This window comes from Acetobacterium sp., from assembly GCF_039830195.1.
GTDB lineage: Bacteria > Bacillota > Clostridia > Eubacteriales > Eubacteriaceae > Acetobacterium.
Window position 1 is genome coordinate 134,562 of record NZ_JBDODG010000033.1, and the last position, 15,605, is coordinate 150,166.

The following is a 15,605-nucleotide window of genomic DNA, read 5'->3' on the forward strand; positions in this document are numbered from 1 at the left end:
GACTTTGTCCTTGGATCCAGGTTTTTCATTATTGTATTATTTAGTACATTTTAAATAAAATAAGGAGGAGGTGCCAAATGAAAGACACTCAAGCAGAAAAAAAGAATAAATTGGGGGTCGTTCCAATTCCGAAGCTACTCTTTTCGATGTCAATACCGGCCATTATTTCGATGATGATTCAGGCTATGTATAACATTGTTGATAGTATCTTTGTGGCCCAAATCGGGGAAGAAGCACTGACTGCGGTTTCCCTGGCGTTTCCCATTCAGATGATCATCATCTCCTGTTTTGTTGGCATGGGAATTGGAATTAATTCGGCCATTTCAAGACGACTGGGGCAGAATAAAAAAAGCGAAGCCGCCAATGTGGCAGAACATGGTTTCTTACTGGCGATTCTGATCGCCGCGGTGTTGGGAATCCTGGGTTTCTTTACGGCAGAAACATTTATCGGTTTGTTTACTGACAATGCCAACATCATAGCCCAGGGGCGGGCTTATTTAATGATCGTCACCGTATTCTGTTTTGGTAGTTTCATTACTCAAGCGGCTTATTCCATGCTGCAGGGGAGTGGTGAAATGATCCAGCCGATGGTGGGACAGATTATTGGTGCAGTTACCAATATTATTCTCGATCCGATTATGATCTTCGGGTGGTTGGGATTCCCGGCATTGGGAGTGGCCGGTGCCGCCATCGCAACAGTAATCGGTCAGCTCTTCGGGATGACCTATATGCTGCTGGTAATTTTCAAAAGCAGTAAAAATTATCTCAAATTGGACTATCAGGTGTTTCATTATGAAACAGAAATAGTCAAAGATATTTTTAAAGTCGGCTTGCCGGCAGCCATTATGCAGGGGCTGGCGTCGCTGATGATTACCGGATATAATCTGATTCTGGCCGGATTCGGAATGTCGGCCGTGGCAGTATTTGGCGTTTACTTTAAAATTCAGTCGGTCATCTTTATGCCCATCTTTGGCTTGGGTCAGGGCGCCATGCCGATCTTCGGCTTCAATTTTGGGGCCAAAAATCGGGAACGGTTTAATGAAACCCTGAAGGTGGCGGTTACCGCCGCCCTGACGATTATGACGATTGGCACGCTACTGTTCTGGATTTTCCCAGCCCAGATTATGATGGCCTTTAACCCGTCGGCGGAGATGATGGAAATCGGGATCAATTGTCTGCGCAGCATCAGTCTGGCCTTTCCCCTGGCCGGGATCTCGATTATGATTGGGGTCAGCTTTCAAGCGATTGGCAAAGCCTATGTCAGCATGATTGCATCCTTTATCCGGCAGATGGTGGTACTCCTGCCGGTTACCTATCTGCTGGCTCAGGCCGGTGGTCTGGACTTGGTCTGGTATGGATTTATCATTTCCGAAGTATTCTGTCTGGCTTATGAGCTTTTCATGTTCAGATGGTATCAGCGCAATATTTTCGACACCTGGGATGCCTCACCGGTAGCGATACAAAACTAACCTGGGCTTTAAAAAGTCAAATTAAAACAACTCAAAATAAAAAGATCTTCAAAAGGCGTTTTGGCTTTTGAAGATCTTTTTTTACTTCGTATTCAATTTATTTATCACATCAATGCTCTGATAAATCAGGCTTTTCATCCGCTCGGTTTCGCCGCAGAGAAAGAGGTAGCCAATCAGGGTTTCAAATCCGGTGGCATAGCGGTAGTCTGCAGGGTTAGCGTTTTTGGGCACCTGGGAGGCGGTGTTCCGGCCCCGTTTAACCATCCGCTCCTCGGTTTCGGAAAGCTCCGGCAGCAGTTCCCGGACGATTTGGGCCTGGGCACTGGCCCGGACATAGCTGATCGAGGTTTTGGTCATGAAATTAACGTTCTGGTGGCCGCAGCCCAACAGATATTTCCGGATCAGATCCGAAAATATCCCATCGCCGATATAGGCCAGGGCCAGGGGATTCATGGCAGCGGCCTGTTCGATGGTATAGCTTTTTTCGATGGTGGCCTTAATTGTTTCCAGGTTGTCGGCATTTGGTAGTGTTGGGATCAGGCTTTTTTCCATTTTACACCTTCCCGGGTATCCTCCAATACAATGCCTTGAGCCAGTAGTTCATCACGGATCTCATCGGCCCGTTTGAAATCTTTGGCTTTACGGGCGGCTTGTCGCTGGGCAATCAGGTCTTCAACAGCCTCTTCAAGATTGGTTTCCTTATCTTTTACCGCCAGTCCTAAAACGGTGGTAAGTTCGGCAAAAAGGTTTTGGCCGGCAATGATCGCCGGTTGGGAAGAAGCGGCATCAAGATTGGAGTTGAGATCCCGGACCAGCTCAAAAATAACGGCTATCGCATCGGCGGTGTTGATATCGTCGTCCATCGCGGCGACAAAATCGTTTTTATATTTAACCAGGGCATCAATCCAGGCCTGTTCTTTTTCGGTAATCATCTCAGCGGTGGCGTTTTCCAGCAAGAAAGCCATTTGGAATTTGGCGGTATACAAACGTTCCAGAGCACTGGCCGCCTGCTTAAGCAGCGGTTCGCTGAAGTTAACCGGGCTGCGGTAATGAGCCATCAATAAGAACATCCGGACTGCTTCGAGATCAACGGTTTTGGCAATATCCCGGACGGTGAAGAAGTTGCCCTTGGACTTGGACATTTTCTCGTTGTCGATGTTAATGTAGCCGTTGTGTACCCAATAGTTGGCAAAGGGTTTGCCGCAGCAGCCTTCCGATTGGGCAATCTCGTTTTCGTGGTGGGGGAAGATCAGGTCCTGGCCGCCACCGTGAATATCAATGGTTTCGCCGAGGTGTTTTTTGGACATTGCCGAACATTCGATATGCCAGCCCGGTCGACCCTGGCCCCAGGGACTTTCCCAATAGGGTTCGCCATCTTTTTTCTTTTTCCACAGGGCAAAATCCAGGGGACTGTGTTTTTCGTCATTGACATCAATCCGGGCGCCGGATTTTAAATCGTCAATCGACTGTTTGGATAATTTGCCATAGTCTTTAAAGGCATCGACATGATAGTAGACATTACCGTCGACGTTATAGGCCAATCCTTTTTCTTCCAGGGTTTTGATCATGGCAATGATTTCCGGCATGTGCTCGCTGACCTTGGGATGGACCGAAGCCCGTTTGATGCCCAAAGCATCGGCATCGGTGAAATATTCTCGAATGTATTTTTCCGAAACATCACCAGGCGAGATTCCTTCTTCATGGCTGCGGTTGATGATTTTATCATCCACGTCGGTAAAATTCTGGATAAAGGTCACCTCATAACCGCTATATTCCAAAAACCGGCGCAGCACGTCAAAAACGATGAAGGGACGGGCGTTGCCGATGTGAAAATAGTTGTAAACAGTGGGTCCGCAGGAATACATCCGGACCTTGCCCGCTTCAATGGGGACAAAGGTTTCTTTCTTCTGGGTCAAGGTATTATATAATTTCATAAAGTTCAACCTTTCAATTTATTTCTTTACATGAATGTGTTATGATAACATATTATACACTAAAGATAAGATTAAGTGTCAATGGATAAAATTTTTTAGGAAGAAAATTTCTGTTATCAGCCAAAATGAATGACAAGAAATGAAAGAGGAATCTCCATGGAAGTAAATGCAAAGAGAAAAGTCCTGGCCCAGGCGATTTTAGCCCTAGAAACCGAAGAGGATTGTAATCTGTTACTTGAAGACCTGTGTACCATCAAAGAAATCGAAGACATGGCGCACCGTTTCGAAATTGCCTACTTACTGTCCCAGGGAAAAACCTTTATCGATGTTGAAAAACTGACCGGGGCCAGCTCGGCCACCATCAGTCGGGTCAACCGCTGCCTCAAACACGGCAAAGGCTACCGCAACATCATCGAAAAAATGAAAAAGGACCATACATTGGAGTAATCTTGAGTCTGTAAACAAACGCAAAAGCAGTACCGACAATTGTTACATCATGTTGTACGCATCGGAGCGGACACGGCGAGCCTGTCCGATTCCGCGGCGAACAACAGATTAACAATTGGTCGGTACGGTAGTTTGCAGGAACCTGAATCTTATCTAAAATTTAATATTGAAGGAGTTGAGTGTAGTGATGAAAGCTGTGAAAAAGTCGAAGAAGTTGGACAACGTTTGTTATGATATTAGAGGACCGGTGGTTGACGAGGCGGACCGCATGGAAAAAGACGGCATTGACATTATTATGCTCAATACCGGGAACACTGCCCCCTTTAATTTAAATGCCCCGGATGAAATTATTCAAGATATCAAATATAACATGAAAACCGCCGAAGGCTACTGTAATTCCCAGGGGATTTTTTCAGCCCGGAAGGCCGTAGTTCAGCATTATCAGACCAAGGGTCTGATGGATCTGAAGGTCGATGATGTTTTTCTTGGCAATGGTGTCAGCGAACTGATTCTTTTTTGTATGCAGGCTCTGTTAGACAATGGTGACGAAATTCTGGTTCCCGCACCGGACTACCCGCTGTGGTCGGCTGCGGTCAACTTATCGGGTGGTACTGCCGTCTATTATACCTGTGATGAAGAGGACGACTGGAACCCCGATCTTGCTGACATTGCCAGCAAGATTACCCCCAATACCAAGGGGATTGTGGTCATCAATCCCAATAACCCCACCGGCGCCCTTTATCCCCGCGAGATTTTAGAAGGCATCGTCGATCTGGCGGTGGAAAATAATCTGATTATTTTTGCCGATGAAATCTATGACCGGATTCTCTATGATGACAATGTTCATATCCCGATGGCAACGCTCACCGAGGAGGTGCTGGTGGTGACCCTTAACGGCTTGTCAAAATCGCATCGGATACCCGGCTATCGGGTCGGCTGGATGATCTTGACCGGCAACAAGGAAGGGGCCAAGGACTATATCGAAGGCATCAAGATGCTTTCCAATATGCGGATGTGTTCCAATGTTCCAGGACAGCATGCAATCCAGACCTCATTGGGCGGCTACCAGAGCATGAATGATCTGCTCAAACCCGGGGGACGGCTTTATGAACAGCGGGAAATTGTCTGTAAGCGGATTAATGCGATTCCGGGTCTGTCCTGTGTCAAACCAAAAGCCGGCTTTTATGTCTTTCCCAAAATTGATACGGAAATGTTTAATATCACCAGTGATATCCAGTTTGCGCTGGACTTCCTGAAAGAAGAACATGTCCTGATGGTTCAGGGCACCGGCTTTAACTGGCCCCATCCCGATCATTTCAGAATTGTGTTTTTACCCCATCCCGAAGATTTGATTGAAACCATGGATCGACTGGAGCGGTTTATGGCCAACTATCAGCAAAAATAAGGTTAAAAGAACGGAAGAATAATGAAAAAACAGTTAGTGAAAAGTAAAAAAAGAGCAATCCTGGCCGGTGTTTGTGCCGGTCTTGGCGAATACTGCAACATTTCGCCCTGGGTCTTCAGAGGGTTGTTCTTGTTGCCCTTTGTGCTCAGATTTGTACCGGGCATCCTCAGCATCATTGTCTATATTCTCCTGGCAGTGGTACTCCCTGGAACTCAACGGATTGCGGATCAGGATGTGGTTGAGGTGGATTATGAAATTGTTGATGACAATAACGATGAAGAGATCATTGATTTCAGTGCCGAAAAGACAGGATCCGAAGAAAAGGTTGATTAAGATGCTGGAAAAAAAAATCATTACAAAATCGAGTCAGGAAACCTTTGATTTTGGAAAATATCTGGGGGAAGTCATCGACTTCCCCCTGATTATTTTTTTACATGGCGAAATGGGCGCCGGAAAAACCCTGTTTTCAAAAGGTTTTGTGGCCGGAATGGGGTTAGATGACGAGGTCACTAGTCCCACTTATACGATTGTCAATGAATATGGCAATCCGCCCCGGATTTTTCATTTTGATTTATACCGGCTCCAGGATCCAGATGAGCTTTACGAGATGGGTTTTGAAGATTATCTTAGTCAGGGCTGCACCCTGCTGCTGGAGTGGCCGGATCTGGTGCTGGAAGATCAGTTTGATCCCAAGCTTGAAATCAGTCTGGTATCCCATCTGGAGACGCCCGAGCAGCGGGAAATTATTTTAAGAACAGACAATTTAAAAGTGTCGCAGATCTTAAATTCGCTGTAGCTAAAAAGCAAAGCATGATGCCGCCAGAACTGGGGCTTGACCTGGTGGTGGTCATTAACTGCTGGGCTTTAGGCGATGTTAATAATAAATGAAAAGGTGGCAAATATGGAAAAATCGTTAACCAGTGTGATCATCCCCGCCGCCGGATTAGGTCGGCGGATGAACGCATCCGTCAGCAAACAGTATCTGCAGTTAAACGGAAAACCGATCTTAGCCCATACCCTGGATGCTTTTGAAAAATGTCCGCTGATTGATGAAATTGTGCTGGTCATTAATCCGGAAGAGCTGGATCTCTGTCAGGAGCAGGTCATCGGGGCTTATTCCTATAACAAGATCAAATTAGTGGCCGGTGGCGATACCCGACAGGAGTCGGTTTTTGCCGGACTAAAGGCGGTAAATCCGCAGACCCGGATTGTCATGATCCACGATGGCGCCAGACCTCTGATCAGGCAGTCGGTCATTCGCAAGAGTATTGAAGAAACCCTCAAACATCGAGCCACGGTGGTGGGGGTGCCGGCTAAAAATACCATCAAAGTGATTAATGAAGAGGGTTTTGTCGAAGACACCCCGGATCGAAATTATCTGGTCGAAATACAAACCCCTCAAACCTTTGATTACGATCTGATCAAAGAAGCCCATCAGAAAGCTCTTGAATCTGGAGTAGTCGGGACCGATGACGCCTTTCTGGTGGAATGGTTGAAGATCCCGGTTAAAATTGTGGTTGGCGATTATACTAATATCAAAATCACCACCCCGGAGGATTTGACCATCGCTGAAGCCATCATCAAGCAAATGGCCGATAACCTGTGAACGGACAGAAAAAATTAAAAGATTATTAATAGAAATAAAGAATGAAGTGAAAAAAGCTGTTATTTTATGCAGTTTTTCGCTTCATTCTTTATTTATTGGGGAATAAAAGATATAATGGAAATGCACGAAACAAAAAGCTAAGGGTTATTCACCTTTTTAAAAATAAATTGTGAAAATGTGGAGGAAACCATGATTGAATTATCTGAAGAAATTCTATTAAGAATGTATTATAAAATGAATCAAGCCCGATATTTCGAAGAAAAACTGGATGATCTCGTTTCAAAGGGACAGGTCCATGGAACCGTCCATCTGGCCATGGGTCAGGAGGCCTCAGGGGTTATGGCCTGCCTGGCGTTGGAAGAGGGGGATCTGGTATCGCTGAGTCATCGCGGTCACGCCCAGGCGATTGGCTTCGGGCTGGATGTTAATCTGATGATGGCCGAATGTCTGGGAAAATATACCGGCTATTGCAAAGGCAAAGGCGGATCGATGCACATCGCTGATGTGGAAAACGGAAATCTTGGCGCTAATGGCGTGGTCGGTGGGGGTTTTAGCCTGTCCTGCGGGGCGGCGCTGACGCAAAAATACCATCAGACCGGAAAGGTTGTTTTATGCTTTGCCGGGGATGGCGCCACCAACGAGGGCAGTTTTCATGAATCCTTGAATCTGGCGTCAGTCTGGAAACTGCCAGTGGTTTTCTTCATTGAAAACAATCAGTATGGAATGTCAAACCCGATTGAAAATCATATGAATATCGAAAACATTTCCGACCGCAGCGAAGCCTATAACATGCCGGGCCTCACTATTGACGGCAACGATTTTCTCGATGTTTACAACACCGTTACTAAAGCCCTGCGCTATGCCAGAGCCGGAAAGGGTCCAGTGCTGATTGAAGCCAAAACCTATCGTTATTGCGGCCATTCCAAAAGTGATAAACAGGTTTATCGGGACAAACGGGAAGTTCAGGAATGGCGCAAAACAGACCCGATTTTGAAGATGAAAGAATATCTCCGGGAAAACCGGATCTTTACCGAAAAACAGATCCTGAAAATGGAAGACGAAGCGATGATTTCCATTGAGCAAGCGGTGGAATTTGCCAAAAAAAGTCCGCAACCGCAGCTTGACACAATTTTAGAAGATGTATATGCGTGAGAGGTTGAATGATGAAAACAAGTGATATGACAAAAATGACCTACCGCGATGCCATCCGTCTGGGAATAACCGAAGAAATGCGTTTGGACCGGGATGTCATTTTTTTAGGAGAAGATATTGGCGTTTACGGCGGGGCCTTTGGGGTGTCAAAGGGTATGCTGGAAGAGTTTGGCGAAGAACGGATTCTGGATGCTCCGATTTCCGAAGGCGCCATCGTTGGGACCGCGGTGGGAGCAGCAACCACCGGCTTGCGACCGGTTTGCGAAATGATGTTTATGGACTTTATTACTCTCGGGTTGGATGCCCTGGTTAATCAGGGCGCTAAAATGCGCTACATGTTTGGCGGCCAGTCCCAGGTGCCGATGGTTCTGCGTCTGCCGGCCGGTTCCGGCACCGGTGCAGCAGCTCAGCATAGTCAGAGTCTGGAAGCCTGGTTATGCCATGTGCCGGGACTAAAGGTGGTGACCCCATCGACTCCGGCTCAGGCCAAAGGTCTGATAAAAGCGGCTATCCGGGACAATAACCCGGTCTGTTTTATTGAACATAAAATGCTCTACGATATGGTGGGTCTGGTTCCGCTTGACGACGATTATACTCTGGAAATCGGAAGAACCATTGTCGAACGGCCTGGTAAGGACGTCACGATTGTCGCTTACGGTACCACCCTGGCAAAAGCGATTGAAGCCGCTGAATTTTTAGACGAAGAAGGGATCCGGGTAGAAATTCTCAATCCCCTGACCCTGTATCCCATGGATATGAAACCCATCATTGAATCGGTTATTAAAACCGGCTGTCTGATTGTCGCCCATGAGGCGGTTAAAACCGGCGGGGTTGGCGGCGAAATCGTCGCCCGGGTGGTCGAAAGCGAAGCCTTTGACTATCTGACGGCCCCGATCATCCGGTTAGGTGGGCTGGATGTCCCAATTCCCTTTAATCAGGAACTAGAGGCAGCAGCGGTGCCCCAGCGGAACGATTTTGTTCATGGCGTTTATCGTCTCCTTAACCGGGAATAGGGAGTTGACAGGATGATGGAAAATGAAATAATACTACCGAAAGAGAAATTGGATATGGCAGCAGAAAACTTGACGAATACCGCTACGGCTGAGTTGGCGGAAACAATTAAAACGGACGCAGTTCTTGATGACGATAACCAGAAAGAAGCCCTTCACGAAGCGGCTGTCGCTTTAAAAACTGAGACAGCCGTAGCGATCCCGATAGAAGCATCAGCAGAAATGATGGAACCATCGGAAGATATTTCTGCCGACGATCCTGTGGCAGAAAACCCGCTGGCAGAAAATCTGGAAGAAAAACTGACCGCGGTCATTGAGGCGCTGGAAAGAAATCTGGAAGAAACCATCAAAGAAGGGAACAAAGAGCGACCATCTGAAGTCCTTCGGGGAATCGTCATGGATGAAGTGATTGAAGAACCCGAGAAAATGGTCGTTGAACCAGATCCCCGAGTGGGAAAGGTCAGAGCAACCCCGGCGGCACGACGAATCGCCCGGGAATTTAAGGTGAAACTTGAAAAAGCAACCGGCAGCGGACCAAACGGAAGAATTGAAGCCGATGATGTAAAAAAACTGGTGGTCATTCAACCAGGAACCTTCGACTACAAATCAAAAGAACCGGTGGTAATTGGCACAAGTCTGGATAAAATAGCCGGGAATCCCGGTAATCTTTTTTCAACGCCGGTGAAACTGGAAGAAATTCCCGACAAAAAAACGGGGTCGCGTAAAAAACTGAAGGATATGAATCAGAAGATCGAAAAGGTACCAAATCCGGAATTGGACTTCGTTCCCTTTGTGGACGAGAACGATGAAAATCGGGAAGTTAAAGATGCTGATGTGGTGACCAAAATATCAGCACTGGATTTTGTCCCCTTTGTCGATTTGAAAGCGGAACCGCTGCGGGAAGAGATTATTGTTAAACCAACGCCCATGCATATGCTTTATGAAAGCGAACCGGAAGATCTTGCTTTGGAAAACAAAAAATCCCGGGGGCTGCCAAGAAAAAATCAAGCTCACGATAAAAATGACATCAAAGCAGTAGCAACCAGTGTTCCAATTATCGCTGAAGCAGTAGTCAGCGATATCGTTGAAGAAAATAAAGTTCTTGAAAATAGTGAAGTTAAAAAAGAGATAATCATCGAAACACTCGAAGAACCCCTTCAGGAACCGGAGATCGCTGAGAACAATGAAGAAAGCCATGAAGAAAAAATTGTGACCCGGCCGGTTCGGCCTAAAGCGATCAGAAAATATATGGTTAAAAGCAATGCAAAAACGGACGTCATCAGCTTAACCACGGAAATTGACATGACCGAAATCAAGGACCTCCGCAAGAAGATCACCAAAAAAATTGAAGAACAGGCCAGATACCGTTGTACCTATACGGATTTTCTGCTTTTGGCAACATCCCGGGCACTGGTGAAACATCCGCTGATTAATGCCCGACGGGAAGATGATGCGGTGGTTGCCCATGCCCATGTAAATATGGGTTTAACCGTCGAATCCGAACATGGTTTTATTGTTCCGGTGATCCCAAACGCTCAGGCGATGAACTTTGTGGAAATCGTCAAAAGTCGGGGCGATCTCTTAAAGGCGGTTAAAAACAAACATCTGCCCCCGGATCAGTTAGAGGGCAGCACCTTTACCATCACCAACCTGGGGATGTATGGAATCCGGGAATTTACCGCCATCATCAATCAGACCAACAGCGCCATCCTCAGTGTCGGCGAAGTCGTTCAGCGGATTCGTATTCACCAGGGTGAACCGGTGGTTCGATCAGTGATGAAAATCAGCCTCAATCTGGATCAGCGGGTGGCCAATGGGGTAGACGGCGCTAAATTCCTGCAGGAAATTAAGGCCGACATGGAGAATCCATCACTTTTATTGTTTTAGTCTTAAAATTTGTCAAAATCAAGAAAAGATAACGTTACCAAAAAAATAATCATTGTCACATTTAAGCAAATTGTGTTAGACTAAACAGCATAATATAAGATTACAGAACATACATGAAGCAGATGAAAAGCAATGGCCAATTGTCTGCTTTTTTTGTATCTAAGCGAGAGTTGAATTCGAAAGGAGTACAAGGTTGGAGAAGATATTAAAGGAAGGCATTACCTTTGATGATGTATTGTTAATCCCAGGAAAATCAGAAGTGTTGCCAGGGGACGTAAACACCGGCACCCGTCTGACAAAGAAAATTGCTCTGAATATTCCCATTATGAGTGCAGGCATGGACACGGTCACCGAAGGACGGCTGGCAATTGCCATGGCAAGAGAAGGCGGCATCGGGATTATTCATAAAAATATGACCATTGAAGAACAGGCTTTTGAAATTGACAAGGTTAAGCGTTCAGAAAACGGGGTTATCGTGGATCCATTTTTCTTATCCCCAGAACATAATATCGGGGATGCTCTGGAATTGATGTCCCGCTATCGTATTTCCGGGGTTCCAATTACCATTGAAGGAAAATTGGTAGGAATCATCACCAACCGCGATCTGCGTTTTGAGAGTGATCCTAAAAAAAAGATCAAAGACGCCATGACAAAAGAAAACCTGGTTACCGCTGAAGAGGGCACCACCCTGGAAAAAGCAGAAGCCATTTTGAAACAATACAAGATCGAAAAGCTTCCCATTGTGGATTCGGAAAATAATTTAAAAGGTTTGATCACCATTAAAGATATTGAAAAGAGCATTAAATATCCCAACGCCGCTAAAGATTATCGCGGTCGACTGATTGTTGGTGGTGCCGTCGGCATCAGCAGCAACACCTTCGAACGGGTTGATGCCCTGGTCGAAGCCCAGGCTGATGTCATCGTTGTGGATACCGCCCATGGACACTCCATCGGGGTGGTTAAAACGGTCAAAGCAATCAAAGAAAAATATCCCGATGTTCAGCTCATCGTCGGAAACATTGCCACCGGAGCAGCCGCCAAAGATTTAATCGAAGCTGGCGTTGATGCCCTTAAGGTTGGGATTGGCCCCGGCTCCATCTGTACAACCCGGGTTGTGGCTGGGATTGGGGTTCCTCAAATCACCGCGATCTTAGACGTGGTTGAAGTCGCCAAAGAATATGATATTCCGGTGATTGCTGACGGTGGGATCAAGTATTCTGGTGATGTGGTAAAAGCCATTGGCGCCGGCGCTGATGTGGTTATGATCGGGAGTCTTTTTGCCGGTACTGACGAAAGCCCGGGCGAAACCATTATCTACCAGGGCCGAAGCTTTAAAACCTACCGCGGTATGGGCTCTTTAGGGGCCATGAAAGATGGCAGCTCGGACCGCTACTTCCAGGAAGGCCAGAAAAAACTGGTTCCTGAAGGGGTTGAAGGAAAGGTTCCCTACAAAGGACCACTGGCCGATACCGTCTACCAATTAGTTGGGGGCCTTCGTTCGGGAATGGGCTATTGCGGTACTCCAACCATCAAGGATTTAAGAGAAAAATCACAGTTTATGAAAATAACCAGTGCCGGTCTGATCGAAAGTCACCCTCATGATATTTCCATCACCAAAGAATCACCTAACTACAATAGCGCTCAATTTTAGGAGAATTTATGATAAAAAAGCATTACCAAGATGAAATTATTCTCATTGTGGATTTTGGAGCACAATACAATCAGCTGATCGCCCGACGGGTCCGTGAAGCCAGAGTGTATTCTGAGGTTGTACCCTACGATATTACTCCTGATGAGATTCGCCAGAAAAATCCCAAGGGTATTATCTTCACCGGCGGACCTTCCAGCGTCCATGAAGAGGGAGCACCACAATGTGATCCGGAAATTTACACCATGGGGATTCCGATTTTAGGGATCTGCTACGGTGCTCAGCTGATGGCCGAGCAGCTAAAAGGCGTCACCGATTCTGCCGATATTCGCGAGTATGGAAAAAAAGCGCTGAATTTTGAAAAAGACTCGGTGCTGTTTAAAGATATTCCCGACGGATCGACCTGCTGGATGAGTCACACCAATTATATCCAGACCATTCCGGAAGGATTCACAATCACTGCTACTACCGACTCTTGTCCTACCGGCGCGATGGAATGTCATGAACGCAAGCTCTATGCGGTTCAATTCCATCCCGAAGTGGAACACACCCAATATGGCAAAGAAGTTTTAAATAACTTTATCTATGATGTCTGCGGCTGTGAAGGTTTATGGACCATGCATAACTTTGCCCAGGAACAGATTGAAGCCATCAAAGAACAGGTTGGCGACCGTCGAGTGCTATGCGCTCTCAGCGGCGGCGTTGATTCTTCGGTTGCAGCGACCCTGGTTCACCAGGCCATTGGCGACAAGCTGACCTGTATTTTTGTGGATCATGGTTTACTGCGAAAAGATGAAGGTGATCAGGTTGAGGCAATCTTTAAAAACCGCTTTAACATGAACTTTATCCGGGTGAACTGCGAAGATCGTTTCCTTGGTAAATTGGCAGGTGTCAGTGATCCGGAGCAAAAACGAAAAATCATCGGTACGGAATTTATCCGCGTCTTTGAGGAAGAATCCAGCAAACTCAACGATATCGATTTTCTGCTGCAGGGAACCATTTATCCCGATGTCATCGAAAGCGGCACCAAAAATGCGGCCGTCATCAAGAGTCATCACAATGTTGGCGGTCTGCCGGATGATGTCAATTTTGAATTGATTGAACCGCTGCGAAACCTATTTAAAGATGAGGTTCGGGCCGTCGGTGAAGAAATTGGGCTGGATCATGATCTGGTCTGGCGGCAACCCTTCCCGGGACCAGGCCTGGCCATTCGGGTGATGGGCGATGTCACCAAAGAAAAACTGGACATCTTAAAAGAAGCTGATTTTGTCTTTAGAGATGAGATTGCCAAAGCAGGCTTGGATGAAGAAATCTGGCAATACTTTGCGGTCCTGCCGGGAAACCGTAGTGTCGGGGTTATGGGTGATGAACGAACCTATGACTATACCATCGGCCTGCGAGCCGTTACCTCGGTTGACGGTATGACCTCTGACTGGGCCCGCATCCCCTTTGATGTGTTAGAAAGCATCTCCACCCGAATTGTTAATGAAGTGAAGCATGTCAGCCGGATTGTCTACGACATTACCAGCAAGCCGCCTTCAACGATCGAGTGGGAATAAGTTTTTAAAGTGTAGTTCTCTGAAATAAGTTCTGTTTACAGGGTTTAAAAGAATAAGAAGACAATAAAAAATAGCAAGTGGTTATGATAAGATGCATCGATTGGTGCAATCATAGTCACTTGTTTTTTTGTTGATAATTTTGTCGTGTTAACTTTATATTTATCAACAGGCAAAGAAGTGGTACAATAATGGCAGTATCTCAAAAATCGAATTGGAGGAAGACCATGGAATATAGCGCCGGAATGGTTTCAAGCCTGTTTTGGCTCAGCGAAACCCGAAAAACAGCCCAGCTTTTGATAGACGGCAACGACGTTAATACGATCCGGGTTCTCGCCCAGACAGAAAATATTTATCAGGTAAAAAATGAAATACGGGCCCGAAAAATGGCCAATGTCATCATCAAGCGTCTCCACAGTCTGCCCGTTGACTGTTTAGAATTGATCGTCACCGCTGATATTGCCACCGTCAAGCTGATTATTCTGATCAGCATTATGAAAACCGATCGGCTTTTTTTTGAGTTCATCCATCAGGTTTACCGTCTGGCGATTCTCTTAGGCGAGAAGATTATCACCGACCGGGCCATCAACGTTTTTTTTGATGAAAAGAAACAGCAAAACGAAACCGTGGCAGCATGGACTGAAATAACCACCAAAAAGTTAAAACAGCAATATATAAAGAATCTTCTTGAAGCAGGGGTGATTCAAAATGAAGCCGAGCAAAGAAAAATCATCATTCCCCTGGTTGACTACAACCTGAGAAAACTACTGGAAGACCATGGCTTCACACCTTACCTGAATGCCATAACCGGAGAGGCGTAACATGAAAAACATCGAAATTCGACTGGATCAAATTGAAGCGAAAATCACCAATGATGACTTTTTAAAAAACAAGGGTCTGGGCAATGAAGTAGGCTATTACATCTTTGACTATGCCCCCCAAGACGAACTAAAGGTCAGGCAGCACATTGCCTATCTCAAAGCGAAAATTAACAAATCATCCGGTGGCGTAAAGATTGTCGAATATGACCTATACCAACTGGTGATTACCGTTTTAAAAGAACGGGGCTATCTGGAAAAGTGCTTCCAGTTTGAACAAACAAAAGGTCTGGAATATACTTATCAGGCCATTATCAAAATGCTCCGCCTGACCAGCAAGACCAATCTGCTGGTCAACCATATTGTTGAGCATACCCCGCCTCATTCCGTAGTTTTTATTACCGGGGTGGGAAAATGTTATCCGATTGTGCGGTCTCACAATGTCCTCAACAATCTTCATCAGGTGCTGGACACTGTGCCAGTGGTGATGTTTTTCCCCGGTGTTTATTCCGGCCAGGATTTACAGCTCTTTGGTACCATTAAAGACGATAACTACTACCGGGCCTTCAAACTCATTTAAACCGGCCCGCCATACCAGCCTGAAACTTTAAAACTTGTTAACTCAAACTTCGCATATTAAAAACACCTTAAACCGTTGATGCAAAACGTTTTT

At 46.1% G+C, this 15,605-nt stretch carries 15 protein-coding genes; 13 read left to right on the forward strand and 2 right to left on the reverse strand.

Annotated features, from left to right (window positions below; genetic code table 11):
• Positions 1-77: 77 nt before the first annotated feature.
• The gene (locus tag ABGU93_RS10235; RefSeq protein WP_347413356.1) at positions 78-1,469 is read left to right on the forward strand and encodes an MATE family efflux transporter; all 1,392 of its coding nucleotides are present in this window, start codon (positions 78-80) and stop codon (positions 1,467-1,469) included.
• Between the two features lie 81 nt (positions 1,470-1,550).
• On the opposite strand, the gene ABGU93_RS10240 is transcribed toward ABGU93_RS10235, so the two are convergent.
• Complete coding sequence (locus ABGU93_RS10240) at positions 1,551-2,021, reverse strand: ribonuclease III domain-containing protein (RefSeq protein WP_347413357.1); 471 nt, start codon at positions 2,019-2,021, stop codon at positions 1,551-1,553.
• Positions 2,006-3,403, reverse strand: a complete 1,398-nt coding sequence (gene cysS, locus ABGU93_RS10245) for a cysteine--tRNA ligase (protein ID WP_347413358.1) — start codon at positions 3,401-3,403, stop codon at positions 2,006-2,008. Before cysS ends, ABGU93_RS10240 begins: the two co-directional genes overlap by 16 nt.
• Positions 3,404-3,559: 156 nt before the next feature.
• Here cysS and ABGU93_RS10250 point away from each other — a divergent pair, with 156 nt between their 5' ends.
• The 12 genes from ABGU93_RS10250 to ABGU93_RS10305 all read left to right on the forward strand — a co-directional run bounded on the left by ABGU93_RS10250 (position 3,560) and on the right by ABGU93_RS10305 (position 15,512).
• Complete coding sequence (locus ABGU93_RS10250) at positions 3,560-3,850, forward strand: YerC/YecD family TrpR-related protein (protein ID WP_347413359.1); 291 nt, start codon at positions 3,560-3,562, stop codon at positions 3,848-3,850.
• A gap of 187 nt (positions 3,851-4,037) precedes the next feature.
• Positions 4,038-5,255 (forward strand): pyridoxal phosphate-dependent aminotransferase, encoded by a 1,218-nt coding sequence (locus ABGU93_RS10255; protein WP_347413360.1) that lies wholly within the window; start codon positions 4,038-4,040, stop codon positions 5,253-5,255.
• A 21-nt stretch (positions 5,256-5,276) separates the two neighbouring features.
• Positions 5,277-5,588, forward strand: coding sequence for a PspC domain-containing protein (locus tag ABGU93_RS10260; RefSeq protein WP_347413361.1), 312 nt, complete (start codon positions 5,277-5,279; stop codon positions 5,586-5,588).
• A 1-nt stretch (position 5,589) separates the two neighbouring features.
• Positions 5,590-6,051 (forward strand): tRNA (adenosine(37)-N6)-threonylcarbamoyltransferase complex ATPase subunit type 1 TsaE, encoded by a 462-nt coding sequence (gene tsaE, locus ABGU93_RS10265; protein WP_347413362.1) that lies wholly within the window; start codon positions 5,590-5,592, stop codon positions 6,049-6,051.
• 105 nt (positions 6,052-6,156) lie between these two features.
• Complete coding sequence (gene ispD / locus ABGU93_RS10270) at positions 6,157-6,861, forward strand: 2-C-methyl-D-erythritol 4-phosphate cytidylyltransferase (protein WP_347413363.1); 705 nt, start codon at positions 6,157-6,159, stop codon at positions 6,859-6,861.
• 189 nt (positions 6,862-7,050) lie between these two features.
• Positions 7,051-8,013 carry a thiamine pyrophosphate-dependent dehydrogenase E1 component subunit alpha gene (locus ABGU93_RS10275; RefSeq protein WP_347413364.1) on the forward strand — a complete coding sequence of 321 codons (963 nt, stop codon included), beginning with the start codon at positions 7,051-7,053 and terminating at the stop codon, positions 8,011-8,013.
• A 26-nt stretch (positions 8,014-8,039) separates the two neighbouring features.
• The gene (locus ABGU93_RS10280; protein WP_347413374.1) at positions 8,040-9,026 is read left to right on the forward strand and encodes an alpha-ketoacid dehydrogenase subunit beta; all 987 of its coding nucleotides are present in this window, start codon (positions 8,040-8,042) and stop codon (positions 9,024-9,026) included.
• A 12-nt stretch (positions 9,027-9,038) separates the two neighbouring features.
• Positions 9,039-10,910, forward strand: coding sequence for a 2-oxo acid dehydrogenase subunit E2 (locus ABGU93_RS10285; RefSeq protein WP_347413365.1), 1,872 nt, complete (start codon positions 9,039-9,041; stop codon positions 10,908-10,910).
• 193 nt (positions 10,911-11,103) lie between these two features.
• A complete protein-coding gene (guaB, locus tag ABGU93_RS10290) occupies positions 11,104-12,561 on the forward strand; it encodes an IMP dehydrogenase (RefSeq protein WP_347413366.1) in 1,458 nt (485 codons plus the stop codon).
• A gap of 8 nt (positions 12,562-12,569) precedes the next feature.
• The gene (gene guaA / locus ABGU93_RS10295) at positions 12,570-14,117 is read left to right on the forward strand and encodes a glutamine-hydrolyzing GMP synthase (RefSeq protein WP_347413367.1); all 1,548 of its coding nucleotides are present in this window, start codon (positions 12,570-12,572) and stop codon (positions 14,115-14,117) included.
• 224 nt (positions 14,118-14,341) lie between these two features.
• Positions 14,342-14,935, forward strand: a complete 594-nt coding sequence (locus ABGU93_RS10300; RefSeq protein ID WP_347413368.1) for a DUF1819 family protein — start codon at positions 14,342-14,344, stop codon at positions 14,933-14,935.
• A gap of 1 nt (position 14,936) precedes the next feature.
• On the forward strand, positions 14,937-15,512 hold the full coding sequence (locus ABGU93_RS10305; protein WP_347413369.1) for a DUF1788 domain-containing protein: 576 nt from the start codon (positions 14,937-14,939) through the stop codon (positions 15,510-15,512).
• Positions 15,513-15,605 lie beyond the last annotated feature (93 nt).

What these genes read in the sequence shown, in the direction of transcription:
- ABGU93_RS10235 (WP_347413356.1), top strand. Translation starts at nt 78, where the DNA reads ATGAAAGACACTCAAGCAGAAAAAAAGAATAAATTGGGGGTCGTTCCA.
- ABGU93_RS10240 (WP_347413357.1), bottom strand. Translation starts at nt 2,021, where the DNA reads ATGGAAAAAAGCCTGATCCCAACACTACCAAATGCCGACAACCTGGAA.
- cysS (WP_347413358.1), bottom strand. Translation starts at nt 3,403, where the DNA reads ATGAAATTATATAATACCTTGACCCAGAAGAAAGAAACCTTTGTCCCC.
- ABGU93_RS10250 (WP_347413359.1), top strand. Translation starts at nt 3,560, where the DNA reads ATGGAAGTAAATGCAAAGAGAAAAGTCCTGGCCCAGGCGATTTTAGCC.
- ABGU93_RS10255 (WP_347413360.1), top strand. Translation starts at nt 4,038, where the DNA reads ATGAAAGCTGTGAAAAAGTCGAAGAAGTTGGACAACGTTTGTTATGAT.
- ABGU93_RS10260 (WP_347413361.1), top strand. Translation starts at nt 5,277, where the DNA reads ATGAAAAAACAGTTAGTGAAAAGTAAAAAAAGAGCAATCCTGGCCGGT.
- tsaE (WP_347413362.1), top strand. Translation starts at nt 5,590, where the DNA reads ATGCTGGAAAAAAAAATCATTACAAAATCGAGTCAGGAAACCTTTGAT.
- ispD (WP_347413363.1), top strand. Translation starts at nt 6,157, where the DNA reads ATGGAAAAATCGTTAACCAGTGTGATCATCCCCGCCGCCGGATTAGGT.
- ABGU93_RS10275 (WP_347413364.1), top strand. Translation starts at nt 7,051, where the DNA reads ATGATTGAATTATCTGAAGAAATTCTATTAAGAATGTATTATAAAATG.
- ABGU93_RS10280 (WP_347413374.1), top strand. Translation starts at nt 8,040, where the DNA reads ATGACAAAAATGACCTACCGCGATGCCATCCGTCTGGGAATAACCGAA.
- ABGU93_RS10285 (WP_347413365.1), top strand. Translation starts at nt 9,039, where the DNA reads ATGATGGAAAATGAAATAATACTACCGAAAGAGAAATTGGATATGGCA.
- guaA (WP_347413367.1), top strand. Translation starts at nt 12,570, where the DNA reads ATGATAAAAAAGCATTACCAAGATGAAATTATTCTCATTGTGGATTTT.
- ABGU93_RS10300 (WP_347413368.1), top strand. Translation starts at nt 14,342, where the DNA reads ATGGAATATAGCGCCGGAATGGTTTCAAGCCTGTTTTGGCTCAGCGAA.
- ABGU93_RS10305 (WP_347413369.1), top strand. Translation starts at nt 14,937, where the DNA reads ATGAAAAACATCGAAATTCGACTGGATCAAATTGAAGCGAAAATCACC.